General features: G+C 66.1%; 16 protein-coding genes. 8 read left to right on the top strand and 8 right to left on the bottom strand.

Annotated elements, in window-relative coordinates:
* Positions 1-6: 6 nt before the first annotated feature.
* The gene (locus GDIA_RS00325; RefSeq protein ID WP_012225388.1) at positions 7-1,527 is read right to left on the bottom strand and encodes a succinyl-CoA:acetate CoA-transferase ScpC; all 1,521 of its coding nucleotides are present in this window, start codon (positions 1,525-1,527) and stop codon (positions 7-9) included.
* A gap of 134 nt (positions 1,528-1,661) precedes the next feature.
* Here GDIA_RS00325 and GDIA_RS00320 point away from each other — a divergent pair, with 134 nt between their 5' ends.
* The 5 genes from GDIA_RS00320 to gltA all read left to right on the top strand — a co-directional run bounded on the left by GDIA_RS00320 (position 1,662) and on the right by gltA (position 5,365).
* Entirely contained in the window at positions 1,662-1,985 is a 324-nt protein-coding gene (locus GDIA_RS00320) for a hypothetical protein (RefSeq protein WP_012552945.1), read from the top strand.
* A 113-nt stretch (positions 1,986-2,098) separates the two neighbouring features.
* The gene (locus tag GDIA_RS00315; protein WP_012225385.1) at positions 2,099-2,953 is read left to right on the top strand and encodes a metallophosphoesterase; all 855 of its coding nucleotides are present in this window, start codon (positions 2,099-2,101) and stop codon (positions 2,951-2,953) included.
* 50 nt (positions 2,954-3,003) lie between these two features.
* On the top strand, positions 3,004-3,339 hold the full coding sequence (locus GDIA_RS00310; protein WP_012225384.1) for a chorismate mutase: 336 nt from the start codon (positions 3,004-3,006) through the stop codon (positions 3,337-3,339).
* Positions 3,339-3,896: a SixA phosphatase family protein gene (locus tag GDIA_RS00305; protein ID WP_012225383.1), complete on the top strand. Its 558-nt coding sequence runs from the start codon at positions 3,339-3,341 to the stop codon at positions 3,894-3,896. The genes GDIA_RS00310 and GDIA_RS00305 overlap by 1 nt, the downstream gene beginning before the upstream one ends.
* A 170-nt stretch (positions 3,897-4,066) precedes the next feature.
* On the top strand, positions 4,067-5,365 hold the full coding sequence (gene gltA, locus GDIA_RS00300) for a citrate synthase (RefSeq protein ID WP_012552943.1): 1,299 nt from the start codon (positions 4,067-4,069) through the stop codon (positions 5,363-5,365).
* Between the two features lie 129 nt (positions 5,366-5,494).
* Here the strand turns inward: gltA and GDIA_RS00295 are convergent, their stop codons facing one another.
* On the bottom strand, positions 5,495-5,734 hold the full coding sequence (locus GDIA_RS00295) for a hypothetical protein (protein WP_012225381.1): 240 nt from the start codon (positions 5,732-5,734) through the stop codon (positions 5,495-5,497).
* A gap of 243 nt (positions 5,735-5,977) precedes the next feature.
* Between GDIA_RS00295 and GDIA_RS00290 the strand changes: the two genes are divergently transcribed.
* Positions 5,978-6,739 carry an orotate phosphoribosyltransferase gene (locus GDIA_RS00290; RefSeq protein ID WP_012225380.1) on the top strand — a complete coding sequence of 254 codons (762 nt, stop codon included), beginning with the start codon at positions 5,978-5,980 and terminating at the stop codon, positions 6,737-6,739.
* Positions 6,740-6,765: 26 nt separating this feature from the next.
* A complete protein-coding gene (locus GDIA_RS00285) occupies positions 6,766-7,584 on the top strand; it encodes a glutamate racemase (RefSeq protein WP_012552942.1) in 819 nt (272 codons plus the stop codon).
* A gap of 39 nt (positions 7,585-7,623) precedes the next feature.
* Here GDIA_RS00285 and GDIA_RS00280 read toward each other — a convergent pair whose 3' ends face one another.
* Positions 7,624-8,700, bottom strand: a complete 1,077-nt coding sequence (locus GDIA_RS00280) for a polyprenyl synthetase family protein (protein WP_012225378.1) — start codon at positions 8,698-8,700, stop codon at positions 7,624-7,626.
* A 58-nt stretch (positions 8,701-8,758) separates the two neighbouring features.
* Here GDIA_RS00280 and GDIA_RS00275 point away from each other — a divergent pair, with 58 nt between their 5' ends.
* The gene (locus tag GDIA_RS00275; RefSeq protein ID WP_012552941.1) at positions 8,759-9,577 is read left to right on the top strand and encodes a tRNA1(Val) (adenine(37)-N6)-methyltransferase; all 819 of its coding nucleotides are present in this window, start codon (positions 8,759-8,761) and stop codon (positions 9,575-9,577) included.
* 3 nt (positions 9,578-9,580) lie between these two features.
* Here GDIA_RS00275 and GDIA_RS00270 read toward each other — a convergent pair whose 3' ends face one another.
* The 5 genes from GDIA_RS00270 to GDIA_RS00250 all read right to left on the bottom strand — a co-directional run bounded on the left by GDIA_RS00270 (position 9,581) and on the right by GDIA_RS00250 (position 14,160).
* Entirely contained in the window at positions 9,581-10,642 is a 1,062-nt protein-coding gene (locus GDIA_RS00270; RefSeq protein ID WP_012225376.1) for a ribonucleotide-diphosphate reductase subunit beta, read from the bottom strand.
* A gap of 8 nt (positions 10,643-10,650) precedes the next feature.
* On the bottom strand, positions 10,651-12,510 hold the full coding sequence (locus GDIA_RS00265) for a ribonucleoside-diphosphate reductase subunit alpha (RefSeq protein WP_390614176.1): 1,860 nt from the start codon (positions 12,508-12,510) through the stop codon (positions 10,651-10,653).
* A gap of 377 nt (positions 12,511-12,887) precedes the next feature.
* A complete protein-coding gene (locus GDIA_RS00260; RefSeq protein WP_012225374.1) occupies positions 12,888-13,346 on the bottom strand; it encodes a molybdenum cofactor biosynthesis protein MoaE in 459 nt (152 codons plus the stop codon).
* A gap of 3 nt (positions 13,347-13,349) precedes the next feature.
* Positions 13,350-13,607, bottom strand: coding sequence for a MoaD/ThiS family protein (locus GDIA_RS00255; protein WP_012225373.1), 258 nt, complete (start codon positions 13,605-13,607; stop codon positions 13,350-13,352).
* 19 nt (positions 13,608-13,626) lie between these two features.
* Complete coding sequence (locus tag GDIA_RS00250; protein WP_231854281.1) at positions 13,627-14,160, bottom strand: hypothetical protein; 534 nt, start codon at positions 14,158-14,160, stop codon at positions 13,627-13,629.
* Between the last annotated feature and the right edge of the window lie 10 nt (positions 14,161-14,170).

The following is a 14,170-nucleotide window of genomic DNA, read 5'->3' as shown; positions in this document are numbered from 1 at the left end:
AGACGATCAGGTCGGCAGCATCGAGCCGGTTTCGATGAAGCGCTGATGCCAGGACAGCGATTCGGTCAGCAGATGCGGCGATTGCAGGCCGTAGGACCCTTCCTTCGCCCGCTTGAAGTAATCCTGCAGCCCCGGACGGTAATCCGGATGCGCGCAGTTCTTGATGATCACTTCGGCGCGCTGCTTGGGCGACAGGCCGCGCAGGTCGGCCAGGCCCTGTTCCGTCACCAGCACCTGCGAATCCTGCGTGATGTGATCGACGTGCGACGCCATCGGCACGATGGCCGAGATCTTGCCGCCCTTGGCCGTCGAAGGCGTCATGAAGACCGAGATATAGGCGTTGCGCGCGAAATCGCCCGAACCGCCGATGCCGTTCTGGATGCGCGAGCCCATGATCTGGGTCGAATTGACGTTGCCGTAGATGTCGGATTCGATCAGCCCGTTCATCGCGATGCAGCCCAGGCGGCGGATCAGTTCGGGATGGTTGCTGATATCCTGCGGCCGCAGGATGATCTTGGACCGGAATTCGGCCATCCGGGCATTCAGCGATTCCGCGGCCTCGGGGCTCAGCGAGAACGCCGTGGCCGACGCGACGCGCATCTTGCCGGATTCCAGCATGCCCAGCATGCCGTCCTGGATCACTTCGGTGAAGGCGGTCAGGTCCTCGAACGGACCCTCTTCCAGGCCGCTCATGACCGCGTTGGCTACATTGCCCACGCCGGACTGCAGCGGCAGCAGCGATTGCGGCAGGCGGCCGCGCGCGACCTCGTGGCGGAAGAATTCCATCAGGTGGCCGGCAATGGCCTTGGCCGAGGCATCGGGCGGCGTGAACGGGGCGTTGCGGTCCGGCGCATGGGTTTCGACCACCGCCACGACCTTGGACGGATCGACGCGCAGGGTCGCCTGGCCGATCCTGTCATCCGGGCGCAGCAGGGGAATGGGCTGGCGCTCGGGCGGCAGGGCCGCGCCGTACCAGATGTCGTGCATCCCCTCCAGCGCCGCGTCCTGCCAGCTATTGACCTCGATGATGACCTGGCGTGCCGATTCCAGCCACGTCTTGTTGTTGCCGACGGACGAGGACGGGACGATCGTGCCGTCCTCGCGGATCGCCACGGCCTCGATGACCGCGGTGTCCATCTCGCCGAAGAAGCCCTGCCACACCATCGGCGCCACGTGGCTCAGATGCATGTCCAGATATTCGGTTTCGCCCTTGTTGATCCGGCCGCGCAGCGTGGCGTCGGAATTATAGGGCATGCGGAACGCGATGCCGTCCGCCTTGGCCAGCGCGCCATCCAGTTCCGGACCGGTGGACGCGCCCGTGAACAGGCGGATGCGGAACGAATTTCCCTTCGCCTTCTCGGCTTCCATGATCGCGGCCAGTGCCTGCGGCACGGCTTTCGGATAGCCCGAACCGGTAAAGCCGCTCATGCCGACCATGGAACCGGGACGGATGTAGTAGGCAGCTTCCTCGGCAGTCGTGACTTTTGCCCGGAAGGCCGCATTCCGGATTCGGTTATGATCGATCATGGAACCTTTCCTCGTGTCTTCTCATTATCTTGTGTCGCGGGTTCGTTCATACCGGCCGGTCGCCACAGGCCGATCCCGATACGCCATCTCTTCTCTTTCCCGGTCGACCCGTCACAACAAAAGAGTGTTACACCATGGCCGGTCCCCTCGTTCCCGATACCCGACGCGACCACGACCGGCATGTGAGCGCGCTGCTGGACCGGCTGCCGCCCCGCATGCGCGCGGCCATCGAGTGGCTGCGCGTCCCCTCCCGCCGGCCGGTGCGCCTGGTGGCCGGCGGGCTGCTGTGCATGGGCGGTTTCCTGTTCTTTCTGCCGGTTCTGGGCCTGTGGATGCTGCCGCTGGGCCTTCTTCTGCTGTCCGAGGACGTTCCCCTGCTGCGCCGTTTCATGGACCGTATCCTGATCCACATCGCGCGGAAGCATCCGGACTGGCTGGAACCGAAAGACGAAAAATGACTGTCTGGCATGCAATTCAGGAAACCCGGCGCCAAGGGGCCGGTGCCCATGGCGAAGTCCGTACCGCATCCCCATATCCAGAAGCTGACAACTTCATTCCATGACCCACGGACATGCCATTGGAACGTCCCCACCCATCCGGCCCAGCATGGACACCGCCCATCGCCGATGCGCGGGCGCCGGACGGGCCGTACCTGCCCCCGGACGGCCATGCGGACGACCATGCCGCCCTCGATTCCGTCACGGACGTCCCGGCGTTTTATGACCCGGTCGCGGTGGAACGGCTGATCGACGGGCGGCCGATTCGCGTCGTGGGGGACGTCCATGGGGACCTGCGGGCGTTCGAGCACGCGGTGGCCACCGACCGGTTCGTCATCCAGTTGGGCGACCTGGTCGATCACGGGCCGGACAGCGCCGGCACGTTCCGCCTGATGCAGCGCCTGCTGGATGACGGGCGCGGCCTGTTCATCCTGGGCAACCACGACCGCAAGCTGGCCCGCGCCCTGGCGGGGCGGAAGATGCGCCAGGACGCCCCGCTGATCCAGACCATGCGCCAGTTCCAGGCACCGGAGAACGAGGACGTCCGCACCCGGGCCTGGCAGGACATCGCCCATGCCCCGCCCTGGATCGTGCTGGGCCGGCGCATCTTCGTGCATGGCGGCTTCCATTCGCGGATGCTGAACGAACCGCCGCCGCCGGGCCTGGGCACGGTGACCCCGCTGCTGTCCCGCGCGCTGTTCGGCGAGACCACCGGGCGCATGCAGAAGGACGGCTATCCGGAACGGCGCCTGAACTGGATCGACCATATTCCGCCCGGCTATACCGTCTATTGCGGCCATGACCGCCGTTCGACCGACGGGCGGCCCTGGATCAGGGTCGGCCGGGCCGGCGGCACGTCCGTCTTCACCGACACCGGGGCGGGAAAAGGTGGCCATCTGGCCTGGATCGACCTGCCCGACGACGCATGAAACCCTGTATAACGGTCGCGACCGACAGACAGGAGCATGACGTGAACGATATGACGGCCATCGACAGGACCCTTGCGACGCCGGAGGCGCAGGCGACCCTGCAGGCGCTGCGCCAGAGCATCGACAATATCGACGCCGCCCTGATCTACATGCTTGCCGAGCGGTTTCGCCACACCCAGGCGGTCGGCGAACTGAAGGCCCGTCACGACATGCCCCCCGCCGACCCGGCGCGTGAGGCGCAGCAGGTCAGCCGCCTGCGCGACCTGGCCGGGGCGGCGCGGCTGGACCCCGATTTCGCCGAGAAGTTCCTGGCCTTCATCATCAAGGAGGTCATCCGCCATCACGAGGCCATCGCCCGCAAAACCGGCGCGAACGGAACCGCCTGATGCCACGGCCGCCCAAAGCGGACGGGAATGCGGCGGCCAGGCGGACGCTGGTGCTGATGCGCCACGCCGAAGCCTTTCCCGCGCGGCACGGCGATCCCGGCCCCTCCGGCGACCTGGAGCGCCCGCTGACTCCCTCCGGACGCCGCAAGGCGCATGAACGCGGAACACAACTGCGCGAGATCGGGTTCGTTCCGGACCTGGTCCTGATCAGCCCGGCGCGGCGCTCGGGCGAAACCTATGCCGCCCTGGGCCCCTTTTCGACCACGGATGCGCCCCACGTGCGGCAGGAGGCCGGCCTGTATGAGGCCGGCGCGGGAAGCATCCTGGAAATCCTGCGCGAGATTCCGGAAACCGCAAGCAATATCATCGTCGTAGGTCACAATCCCGACCTGTATCACCTGGTGCTGGACCTGGCGGGTGACGCCATCGACGACCCGGACAAAACCATCCTGAACCGGGGGTTCCCCACCGCCTCCGCCGCATGGTTCACGGTGGAGGGTCCGTGGCACGAACTGGCCCGCAGGCGGGTCGCCCTGGCGCGCGTGCTATGCACCTGACGGCATGACGCCCCCCGCCCGGGCGGAGTTGCCACAATTGCCGTTTCGTCCTTATCTCGGCCCATGCCGATGGGCCACGCCATGAACTGTCACGCAGAGGACAGCGGCCCGCAGGTTGGGGATGAGATCGGCCGCATCGCAGGGCGGCGAACGACCAAGAGGAGAGTTTGATGACCGAGCCAGGAAAAGTGGCCACCGTCTCGCTAGAGGGCAAAACCGCCAGTCTGCCGGTCCTTTCCGGGACGCTGGGCCCGGACGTTCTGGACGTCCGCAGGATCGCCGCCGACATGGGCGTCTTCACCTTCGACCCGGGCTATGGCGAAACGGCGTCGTGCGAAAGCAAGATCACGTTCATCGACGGCGGCAAGGGCGTCCTGCTGCATCGTGGCTACCCGATCGCGCAGCTTGCCGAGCAGGGCACGTTCCTCGAGGTCGCGTACCTGCTGCTGAACGGCGAACTGCCGACGACCGCGCAGCACGAGGCATTCGTCTCGACCATCAAGTCGCACACGCTGCTGCATGAACAGATCCGCAATTTCTTCAACGGGTTCCGCCGCGACGCGCATCCGATGGCGATCCTGTGCGGCACCGTCGGCGCGCTGTCGGCCTTCTATCACGAAGGCACGGACATCTCGAACGAGGCCAGCCGCTCGCTGTCGGCGATGCGCCTGATCGCCAAGCTGCCGACGATCGCGGCCTGGGCGTACAAATACACGCAGGGCGAGCCGTTCGTGTATCCGCGTAACGACCTGAATTACGCGGAAAACTTTCTGTCGATGATGTTCGCGCATCCGTCGGAGCCCTACGTCATCAACCCGGTGCTGGCGCGGGCGATGGATCGCATCCTGATCCTGCATGCCGACCACGAACAGAATGCCTCGACCTCGACCGTGCGCCTGGCGGGCTCGACCGGCGCCAATCCGTTCGCGTGCATCGCCGCCGGCATCGCGGCGCTGTGGGGACCCGCCCATGGCGGCGCGAACGAGGCCGTGCTGAAAATGCTGGCCGAAATCGGCAACAAGGACAACATCCCCGACTTCATCGCCAAGGTGAAGGACAAGAACAGCGGCGTGCGCCTGATGGGCTTCGGCCATCGCGTGTACAAGAATTTCGATCCGCGCGCGAAGATCATGCAGGCCACCTGCCATGAAGTGCTGGGCGAACTGGGGATCAAGGACGATCCGCTGCTGGACCTGGCGGTCGAACTGGAAAAGATCGCGATCAACGACGAATATTTCGTCAAGCGCAGCCTGTATCCCAACGTCGATTTCTATTCGGGCATCATCCTGAAGGCGATGGGCATTCCCACCAGCATGTTCACGGTCCTGTTCGCCGTCGCGCGCACGGTGGGCTGGATCAGCCAATGGAAGGAAATGATCGAGGAACCGGGCCAGCGCATCGGCCGTCCGCGCCAGCTCTATACCGGCGCCCCGCAGCGCGACTTCACGCCGTTCGCGCAGCGCGGCTGACCGGACCGGCAGGCCCGGGCGGACACGCCCGGGCAGCCCCGTGCCGCCCGCCGGGCATGAAAAAGCCGGCCATCCCGCAGGGGTGGCCGGCTTTTTCATGGGGTCAGGTTCGCAGGGTCGGCAGTGCCCTCAGTCGCAATCGCAACCGGGCGTCGGTCCATTGTCGCGGCGGACGACATGATGGTCGATCCATTCCGAAACCAGGCGCCGTGCCTCGTTGAGCGAGGCATCGGGGTGATGGATGCGGTACAGGGTGGTGCAGGCGTGGAACGCCGAGACATCGCTCGTCCCGACCTCACGCAGTTCCCGATACGCGGTTACGACCGCACGCTCGCAGTTTCGTACAATCCCGCCGGTTTCGAGAGCCACTATTCCCACCCCTAGTTGCGAACGATTTGCAATTATATAATACTAGCGATTCTCAAGGAAACGGGCAAGAAAAACCCCCCGGATCTGTCGGGAACATTCCGGCTGCCCGATATGCGTACCACGGGCTGGACGCCTGCGGGGTCCATACAGCGTCCCAATTGGCGGACGATGGATTTTCCCGCCCGATCCGGCTAAGGCTCATGCACCTCAATGCAATGATACCAGACCGGAGAGATACGCGGCATGAACGATTCGACAGGATATGGCACGGGCGCCTCGTCGGGCTCCACGGCCTGGGACCGCGACGCCGCGCTGACGACGGCGAAGCTGCTGCTGGAAATCAAGGCGGTCAATTTCCGGCCCGAGGAACCCTACACCCTGACGTCGGGCTGGAAGTCGCCGGTCTATATCGACTGCCGGCGCATCATCTTCTTCCCCCGCGCCCGCGCCAAGATCGTGGAACTGGGGGTGGAAAAGATCGGCCGCCATATCGGTTATGAAAGCATCGACGCCGTGGTGGGCGGGGAAACGGCGGGCATCCCCTTCGCCGCCTGGATCGCGGACCGGATGATGGCCCCCATGGCTTATGTCCGCAAGAAGCCCAAGGGGTTCGGTCGCAACGCGCAGATCGAGGGCGACGTGCCCGAGGGCATGCGCACCCTGCTGGTCGAGGACCTGACGACCGACGGATCGTCCAAGATCCGCTTCGCCCGCGCCCTGCGCGACGCCGGGGCGATCGTCGACCACACCTTCGTCGTCTTCTTCTACGGCGTGTTCCCGGGCTCGCTGCGCACGCTGGCGGACATGAACATCTCGCTGCACGCGCTGTGCACCTGGTGGGACGTGCTGGAAGCCTGCGCGGGCCAGCCCTATTTCTCGGAAAAGGCGGCATCCGAGGTCCGGCGCTTCTTGGAAGACCCCTGCGAATGGTCGGGCCGCCATGGCGGCGTTTCCAGCCAGGAGGAAGCCCTGGCGTTCAAGGGCGCGAACCAGACCCAGGGCTGATGCACGACCAGGGCTGACTTTTCATCATGGCGCGGCGAATCCTGGCGTTCGATTCCGGCATCGGCGGTTTCGGGATCGTCCGGGCCCTTCGCACGCGGCTGCCTGGCGTGTCGCTCGACTACCTGGCCGATAACGCGGTCTATCCCTACGGCGAGCAGCCGGATACGGACCTGATCCGCCGCATCGTCGCCCTGATCGGCCAGGCGATCGACGCCCTGGACCCCGATCTGGTCGTCATCGCCTGCAACACCGCCAGCACCCTCGCCCTGCCCGCCCTGCGCGAACGCTATGCCCTGCCGTTCGTGGGATGCGTACCCCCCATCAAATGGGCCGCGGAGTTAAGCCGGACACGGACCATCGGCCTGCTGGCAACGCGGGCCACGGTGCGGCGCCCCTATCTCGGCGATCTGCAGCGCCGCTACGCCCCGGACTGCACCCTGCTGGCGCACGGCGCGCGCGGCCTGGCCGACCTGGCCGAATGCGCGTTTCGCGGCCATGCCATCGCCACCGACGCCATCGACCGTGAACTGGACGCCCTGTTCGGGCAGCCCGGCGGCGCGGCGATCGATGTCGTGGGCATCGGTTGCACCCACTATACGTTCCTGATGGACCGGCTGCGCGCGGCGTCACCGCCCGGGACGATCTGGCTGGACCCGGCCGAGGCCGTCGCGCGCCAGGCCGCCACGGTACTGGGGCCGCTGGGCACCGCCGCCCCTGCGCGGCCTGCCCGCGCGTTCTTTACTGCGGCCCCGGCGGAGCCTGAGCGTCTTGCGGCGGCCATTGCTCCGCTGGGCTATGGGGCGCCGGTCTTGTTCGAAAATGTCGCGCAAGGGCTTTGCCCTTGACCCACCAAAGGGCCGAGCCCTTTGGAAACCCGGTCGCTTTTATCGGCCGCGACTGACCGTGTAGGCCGCCGTATCCTGCAACAGGCGGCGCAGGCGGCTGTCGGGGAAGATTTCCAGCGCGTCGCGGGCCGCCTGGGCGTAGAGCGCGGCCCGGTCCAGCGTCACCCCGATCGCATCGGTCTTGGCGATCAGGGCCAGGGCACGGTCCAGGTCTTCCGGCGCCTGCTCGCTCTGCTCGATGACCCGGCGCCAGAAGACGCGCTCCTCCTCGTCTCCGGCGGCATAGGCGGCCAGGACCGGCAGGGTGATCTTGCCCTCGCGGAAATCGTCGCCCACCGTCTTGCCCAGCACTGCCTGGTCGGCGGCATAATCCAGCGCGTCGTCCACAAGCTGGAACGCCATGCCCAGATTGGTGCCGAAGGATTCCAGGGCCAGTTCCTCGGCTTCCGGCCGTTCGGCGACGACGGCGCCGACGCGGCATGCCGCGGCGAACAGGGCCGCCGTCTTGCCGTGGATGACCTCCAGATACTGTTCGACCGAGGTCGAGAGATCGTTCTGCGTGGACATCTGCAGGACTTCGCCCTCGGCGATCGTCGCCGAGGCCGAGGACAGGATGGCCATCACCTTCAGCGACCCGTCATCGGTCATCAACTGGAACGACCGGGCGAACAGGAAATCGCCCACCAGCACCGACGCCTTGTTGCCGAACACGGCGTTCGCGCTGGCCAGGCCGCGCCGAAGCAGGCTTTCATCCACCACGTCGTCATGCAGCAGCGTGGCCGTGTGGATGAATTCCACGCACGCGGCCAGCGAGACATGGCGCTGGTGCTCCGGTCCGGCCGGATAGTCGCACAGCCGCGCCGCCGCCAGGGTCAGCAAGGGCCGCAGCCGCTTCCCCCCGGCCGCCACCAGGTGGGCGGCCAGTTGCGGAATCAGGGCGACCGGACTGTCCATCCGTTCGACGATCGCGCGGTTGCACGCCGCCATGTCGTCGCCAAGATAGTCCGAGAGGTCCCGCAGCGCCGTTTCCGCGCTCTCCGTCACCGGATCGCTGGATTCCGCGTTCTTCGCGCTTGCCGTTCTCTCGGATTCCGGCAGAGTGACTGCAACGCCCAAAAGGTTAAGCTCCCCGGCTCCGTAGGGTTGGTCTTCAGAACATATGAGCGGCGCGGGAATGACGGTCAAGCCGAAGGACACGATGCATGAGGCGATGCCGGATCAGCCCTGCGCCCCCGACGACGCGAATCCGGACGCGCTGAGCCACGGAACCCTGCTGAACGGCCGTCTCCGCTACCGGCAATTCCGCCACGGCTACCGCACCGGCCTGGAACCCGTCCTGATGGCAGCCTACGTCCCCGCCCGCCCCGGCGCGCGGGTGCTGGAGGGCGGATGCGGCGCCGGCGCGGGCCTGATGTGCCTGGCCCACCGCGTTCCCGCCATCTCCGGCGTGGGGCTGGAACGTGACGAGCGGACCGCCGCCCTGGCGCAGGCCAATTTCGCCGATAACGGATTCGATCGCCTGGCCGTGGTCCGCACCGCCCTGCCCGACCTGCCCGGCCCGCCGGTCTTTCCGCCCGATGGCGGCGGCTTCGACCATGCCTTCGCCAATCCCCCCTGGCATCACAACGCCGCCAGCGCCTCGCCCGACGCCCGGCGGGACCTGGCGCGGCGCGTGGGCTCGCCCGACATGATCGCGCTGTGGATCCGCGCCCTGGGGCGCCAGGTGCGCCATCGCGGCACGCTGACCCTCGCCCTGCCCGCGGGATTGCTGGATATGGCCGTGGCCGCGATGCGCGCGCACGGAATCGGGGCGATCTCGCTCTTCCCCTTCTGGCCCAAGGCCGGGCGGGCTGCCCGGATCATGCTGATCCAGGGACGCGTCGGCGCGCGCGGCGAGGCCGTCCTGATGCCGGGCATGACCCTGCACCGCGACGACGGCAGCTTCACCCCGCAGGCCGAAGCCGTCCTGCGCGACGGCGCGCCGATCGCCTGACGGTCAGCCCGCGTTTCCGTTCTGGAAAACGCTTTCCTCGAACGCCTCTTCCCACGACCCCGTGGTCGAGGCGCGGCTGTATTCCGTGGAGCGGTTTTCGAAGAAATTGGTGTGCTCGACGGCGTTCAGCATGTCGTCCACCCACGGCAGCGGATTGCTGGGCACGTCATAGATCCCGTCCAGCCCCAGCAGGTTCAGCCGCCGGTCCGCGATGAAGCGGATATAGGTCTTGACCAGGTCGCCATCCAGCCCTTCGACCGGCCCCATCTCGAAGCACAGATCGATGAAGGCGTCCTCGTGCTCGACGATGTCGCGGCAGATCTGGACGATGTCCGCGCGCAGGGCGTCGGTCCAGATTTCGGGATTTTCCTGGATGAACACGCGGAACAGCCGGGCCATGGACAGGCAGTGCAGCGTTTCGTCGCGCACCGACCACGACACGATCTGCCCCATGCCCTTCAGCTTGTTGAAGCGCGGGAAGTTCAGCAGGATGGCGAAGGACGCGAAGAGCTGCAGCCCCTCGGTGAACGCGCCGAAGGCCGCCAGCGTGCGGGCGATCTCGGGCTTGCTGTCCACCGAGAAGCCCTGCATGTAGTCATACTTGTCCTTCATCTCCTTGTATTTGAGGAAGGCCGAGTATTCCATCTCGGGCATGCCGATGGTGTCGAGCAGATGACTGTAGGCGGCGATATGGATCGTCTCGATGTTCGAGAAGGCGGACAGCATCATCAGCACTTCGGTCGGTTTGAATACCCGGCTGTAGTGCTTCATGTAGCAGTTGTTCACCTCCACGTCCGACTGCGTGAAGAAGCGGAAGATCTGCGTGACCAGATGCTGCTCGCTCTCGGTCAGGGTGCGGTGCCAGTCCTTGACGTCATCGGCCAGCGGCACTTCCTCGGGCAGCCAGTGCACGCGCTGCTGCGTCAGCCACGCATCGTACGCCCAGGGGTAGCGGAACGGCTTGTAGATCGGATTGGACGTCAGCAGGTCGAGGCGCGCCTCGACCCCTGTCGGCTGGGGCGCGCTCTCCGGTGCCGTGCCGGTCGCGTTGGTGATGTCGGTCATGTCGTCTCTCACTGGCAGGCCAGGCATTCGTCGTAATTGTTGGAAGATGCCGGCGGGCTGGCGGGAGCGGGAGCAGGAGCGGAAGGTTCGTCGGCCATGACATCAACCTTGCCCAGCACGTTGCTGACCGTGTCCGCCCGCTGGATGGACAGCGAACGGCAATAGTACAGCGACTTCACCCCCCGCTTCCACGCCAGATAATGGATCTGGTGCAGGTCGCGCTTATGCACGTCCGCCGGCAGGAACAGGTTGATCGACTGGGCCTGGCAGATATAGCCCGCCCGGTCGGCCGCATGCTCGACCACCCAGCGCTGGTCGAGTTCGAAGGCGGTCTTGAACACGTCCTTTTCCTGCTGGGTCAGGAAATCCAGATGCTGCACGCTGCCCTTGGTCAGGGTGATCGACGACCAGACCTCTTCGGTATTCTGTCCCTTGTCGATCAGCAGCTTCAGCAGGTGCCGGTTGCGCACGGTGAACGATCCCGAAAGGGTCTTCTGCAGGAACACGTTGGCCGCGATCGGCTCGATCCCCGGGCTGGCATTGCCGGCGATGATCGAGATCGACGCCGTGGGCGCAATGGCCAGCTTGTTGGAAAACCGTTCCATGAAGCCGTATTCCGCCGCATCCGGGCACGGACCGCGCAGTTCGGCCAGCTTGCGCGAGGCAAGGTCCGCCTGTTCGCGGATATGCTTGAAGATCCGCTTGTTCCAGACCTTGGCGATCACGCTTTCGAAGGGAATGTTGTTCGCCTGCAGGAAGGAATGGAACCCCATCACCCCCAACCCGACCGACCGTTCGCGCGACGCCGCGTATTTCGCGCGCTCCATGTCATCGGGGGCGCGGTCGATGAAATCCTGCAGCACGTTGTCCAGGAACAGCATCACGTCTTCGATGAAGCGCGGATCGTCCTTCCACTCGTCCCAGGTTTCCAGGTTCAGCGACGACAGGCAGCAGACGGCGGTTCGTTCGTTGCCGTGATGGTCCATGCCGGTCGGCAGGGTGATTTCCGCGCACAGGTTCGAGGTCTTGACCTCCAGCCCCGCCATCTTGTGGTGTTCCGGCCGCGCGTTGTTCACATGGTCGGAATAGATGATGTAGGGCTCGCCCTGCTCCATCCGCGCCGTCAGGATGCGAATCCACAGCGACCGCGCCGAAATCTTGCGGATATGCGCGCCGTCCTTGGGCGACAGCAGAGCCCATTCCCCGTCCTCGGCCACCGCGCGCATGAACGCGTCGGACACCAGAACGCCGTGATGCAGGTTCAGCGCCTTGCGGTTCGGATCGCCGCCGGTCGGACGGCGCAGTTCGATGAATTCCTCGATCTCGGGATGCCAGACCGGCAGGTAGACGGCGGCCGAGCCGCGCCGCAGCGACCCCTGGCTGATCGCCAGCGTCAGGCTGTCCATGACGCGAATGAACGGAATGACACCCGACGTCTTGCCGTTGCGGCCCACATTCTCGCCGATCGAGCGCAGGTTGCCCCAGTACGAGCCGATGCCGCCGCCCTTGCTGGCCAGCCACACATTCTCGTTCCACAGGTCGACGATGCCGCGCAGGCTGTCGTTCGCCTCGTTCAGGAAGCAGGAAATCGGCAGGCCGCGCGTGGTGCCGCCATTGGACAGGACCGGCGTGGCCGGCATGAACCAGTGGCGCGACATATAGTCGTACAGCCGCTGCGCGTGGCCCGGATCGGCGCCGTAATAGGACGAGACACGGCCGAACAGGTCCTGATAGCTCTCGCCTTCCAGCAGGTAGCGGTTATCCAGCGTCGCCTTGCCGAACGGCGTCAGCAGCGCGTCGCGCGACCGGTTCACCCGAACCGGATGATGGCCGGGCAACTGCACGACATCGTCGAACATGTCCTGCATCTGGGCGGGGGACTGCGGGGTGGAAGATTGCTGGCTGGAGGGCTGGCCTGATGACTGGGCGGGGTCGCGGTCCTGGAACAGGTCTCGCTCGCCGGCGGAATGATCAGACACAGTTCCGGATACGTCGTCCAGGGTCATCCATCATCTCCGTGAATCGCCGGACATGGCAGCGATGCGCCCTATGCCCGTATCGTGATTATGCCCCTACATATCGCGGCCGGGCAACTGAAGAGCACTAGATATATGAAGCCACCCGAACGGCAAGGGCGCGATCCCGAGCGGATTCAAAACTTTCCCCGGCTTTCCTCGGGTCAAGGGAAATGTTTTTTTTCTTCCCCCGGCCGCGTCGCGGAGCGAATCGCCCCGCGCGTGCCGCGTCAGCCGACCGGACCCCAGCGCGTGGCCGCGGCCTCGTCGCTTTCGCGCGCTTCGACCCAGGCGCTGCTTCCATCGGCGCGGTCCTCGCGCTTCCAGAACGGGGCCCGGGTCTTCAGCCAGTCGATGACGAAGGACGTGGCCTCCAGCGCCGCGCCGCGATGGGCGGCGGCACACAGCACCAGCACGATCGGCGCGCCGACCTCCAGCCGTCCGACACGATGGATGACCGTGCAGGCCAGCAGGCCGAATCGCGCGCCGGCCTCGTGGACGATTCGCGCGATCATGGATTCGGTCATGCCCGGGTAATGTTCCAGCGTCAGCGCCGCCAGCCCGTCGCCGCCCCGCACGACCCCCAGGAACATACCCATCCCCCCGATATCGTGCCCGTCCCGCGTCAGCCGGGCGGTTTCCACGTCCAGGGAAAACGGGTCGGCCTGGACCCGGACATCGACCCGCATGCCCTATCCCCCTGTGACCGGCGGGAAGAAGGCCAGTTCGTCACCCGGCCCCACGTGGTCCGCGTGACTGGCGAATTCCTGGTTGACTGCGCAGCGGATCGGCCCGCCATCCGGGCCGAACACCTGCCCGTACGCGGCGTCGCGCACGCTCAGGCGCTGCATCAGCTCACCGACCGAACAGCCGCCCTCCGGCAGGGCGATCGATTCCCCCGATCGTCCCAGCCGGTCCCTGAGCCATGCGAAATACAGGATCGTAACCACGTTTGCGCCTTGAAGCCTCTTATCTGGGGACGGTCGGCGGGTCCTTCACCGTCTTCACCGTTCCGTCCGGTGCGATGATGGTGCTGGTGCCATCCCCGTTCGGGATGACGATGGTCGAGGCCGCCTGGCCGGAGCGGTAGCGGGCGGAATCGTCATGCACCACCGCTGGTGGCGTGCCCGAAATCCCCTGCACGCCGCCCCGGATCTCGGCCTGCTCGCCCGCGCTCAGGGTGCCGCCCTCGGGCAGTTCGGAACCGGTGGCATCAGCCGGCAATCCGTCATCCGGACCGGCATGCTCGCGCGACGCGTCGCCCAGGGTGGGCAGCGGCGCGGGCGGTCCCGGCCACATATTGCCGCCCTGGGGCAGGATCGGCTGGTCGGACGCGGCCTCGCCCCGCGCGCGACGCAGATTTTCTGCATCGCCCACCGGCATGTTGGGGTTGGCGCCCGGAAAGGTCGCGTCATCGGCCATCAGCTTGCCGAAACCGGCACATCCGGCCTGCGGTACAAGCAATGGCAGCACAAGCCATGACAGCACCGCCGTCCTGCGCATCGTCCCCCTC

The sequence above is a fragment of the Gluconacetobacter diazotrophicus PA1 5 genome (assembly GCF_000021325.1).
In the GTDB taxonomy this organism is placed as follows: Bacteria; Pseudomonadota; Alphaproteobacteria; order Acetobacterales; family Acetobacteraceae; genus Gluconacetobacter; species Gluconacetobacter diazotrophicus.
Note: the sequence above shows the minus strand (reverse complement) of the source record. Positions and strands in the feature narration are given on the sequence as shown.

Bases quoted from the DNA above. Each gene is read 5' to 3' on its own strand.
- GDIA_RS00275 (WP_012552941.1), top strand. From the start codon at position 8,759: ATGACGGTCAAGCCGAAGGACACGATGCATGAGGCGATGCCGGATCAG.
- GDIA_RS00265 (WP_390614176.1), bottom strand. From the start codon at position 12,510: ATGCAGGACATGTTCGACGATGTCGTGCAGTTGCCCGGCCATCATCCG.
- GDIA_RS00315 (WP_012225385.1), top strand. From the start codon at position 2,099: ATGCCATTGGAACGTCCCCACCCATCCGGCCCAGCATGGACACCGCCC.
- GDIA_RS00325 (WP_012225388.1), bottom strand. From the start codon at position 1,527: ATGATCGATCATAACCGAATCCGGAATGCGGCCTTCCGGGCAAAAGTC.
- GDIA_RS00305 (WP_012225383.1), top strand. From the start codon at position 3,339: ATGCCACGGCCGCCCAAAGCGGACGGGAATGCGGCGGCCAGGCGGACG.
- GDIA_RS00320 (WP_012552945.1), top strand. From the start codon at position 1,662: ATGGCCGGTCCCCTCGTTCCCGATACCCGACGCGACCACGACCGGCAT.
- GDIA_RS00260 (WP_012225374.1), bottom strand. From the start codon at position 13,346: ATGCGGGTCGATGTCCGGGTCCAGGCCGACCCGTTTTCCCTGGACGTG.
- GDIA_RS00310 (WP_012225384.1), top strand. From the start codon at position 3,004: ATGACGGCCATCGACAGGACCCTTGCGACGCCGGAGGCGCAGGCGACC.
- GDIA_RS00285 (WP_012552942.1), top strand. From the start codon at position 6,766: ATGGCGCGGCGAATCCTGGCGTTCGATTCCGGCATCGGCGGTTTCGGG.
- GDIA_RS00250 (WP_231854281.1), bottom strand. From the start codon at position 14,160: ATGCGCAGGACGGCGGTGCTGTCATGGCTTGTGCTGCCATTGCTTGTA.
- GDIA_RS00290 (WP_012225380.1), top strand. From the start codon at position 5,978: ATGAACGATTCGACAGGATATGGCACGGGCGCCTCGTCGGGCTCCACG.
- gltA (WP_012552943.1), top strand. From the start codon at position 4,067: ATGACCGAGCCAGGAAAAGTGGCCACCGTCTCGCTAGAGGGCAAAACC.
- GDIA_RS00270 (WP_012225376.1), bottom strand. From the start codon at position 10,642: ATGACCGACATCACCAACGCGACCGGCACGGCACCGGAGAGCGCGCCC.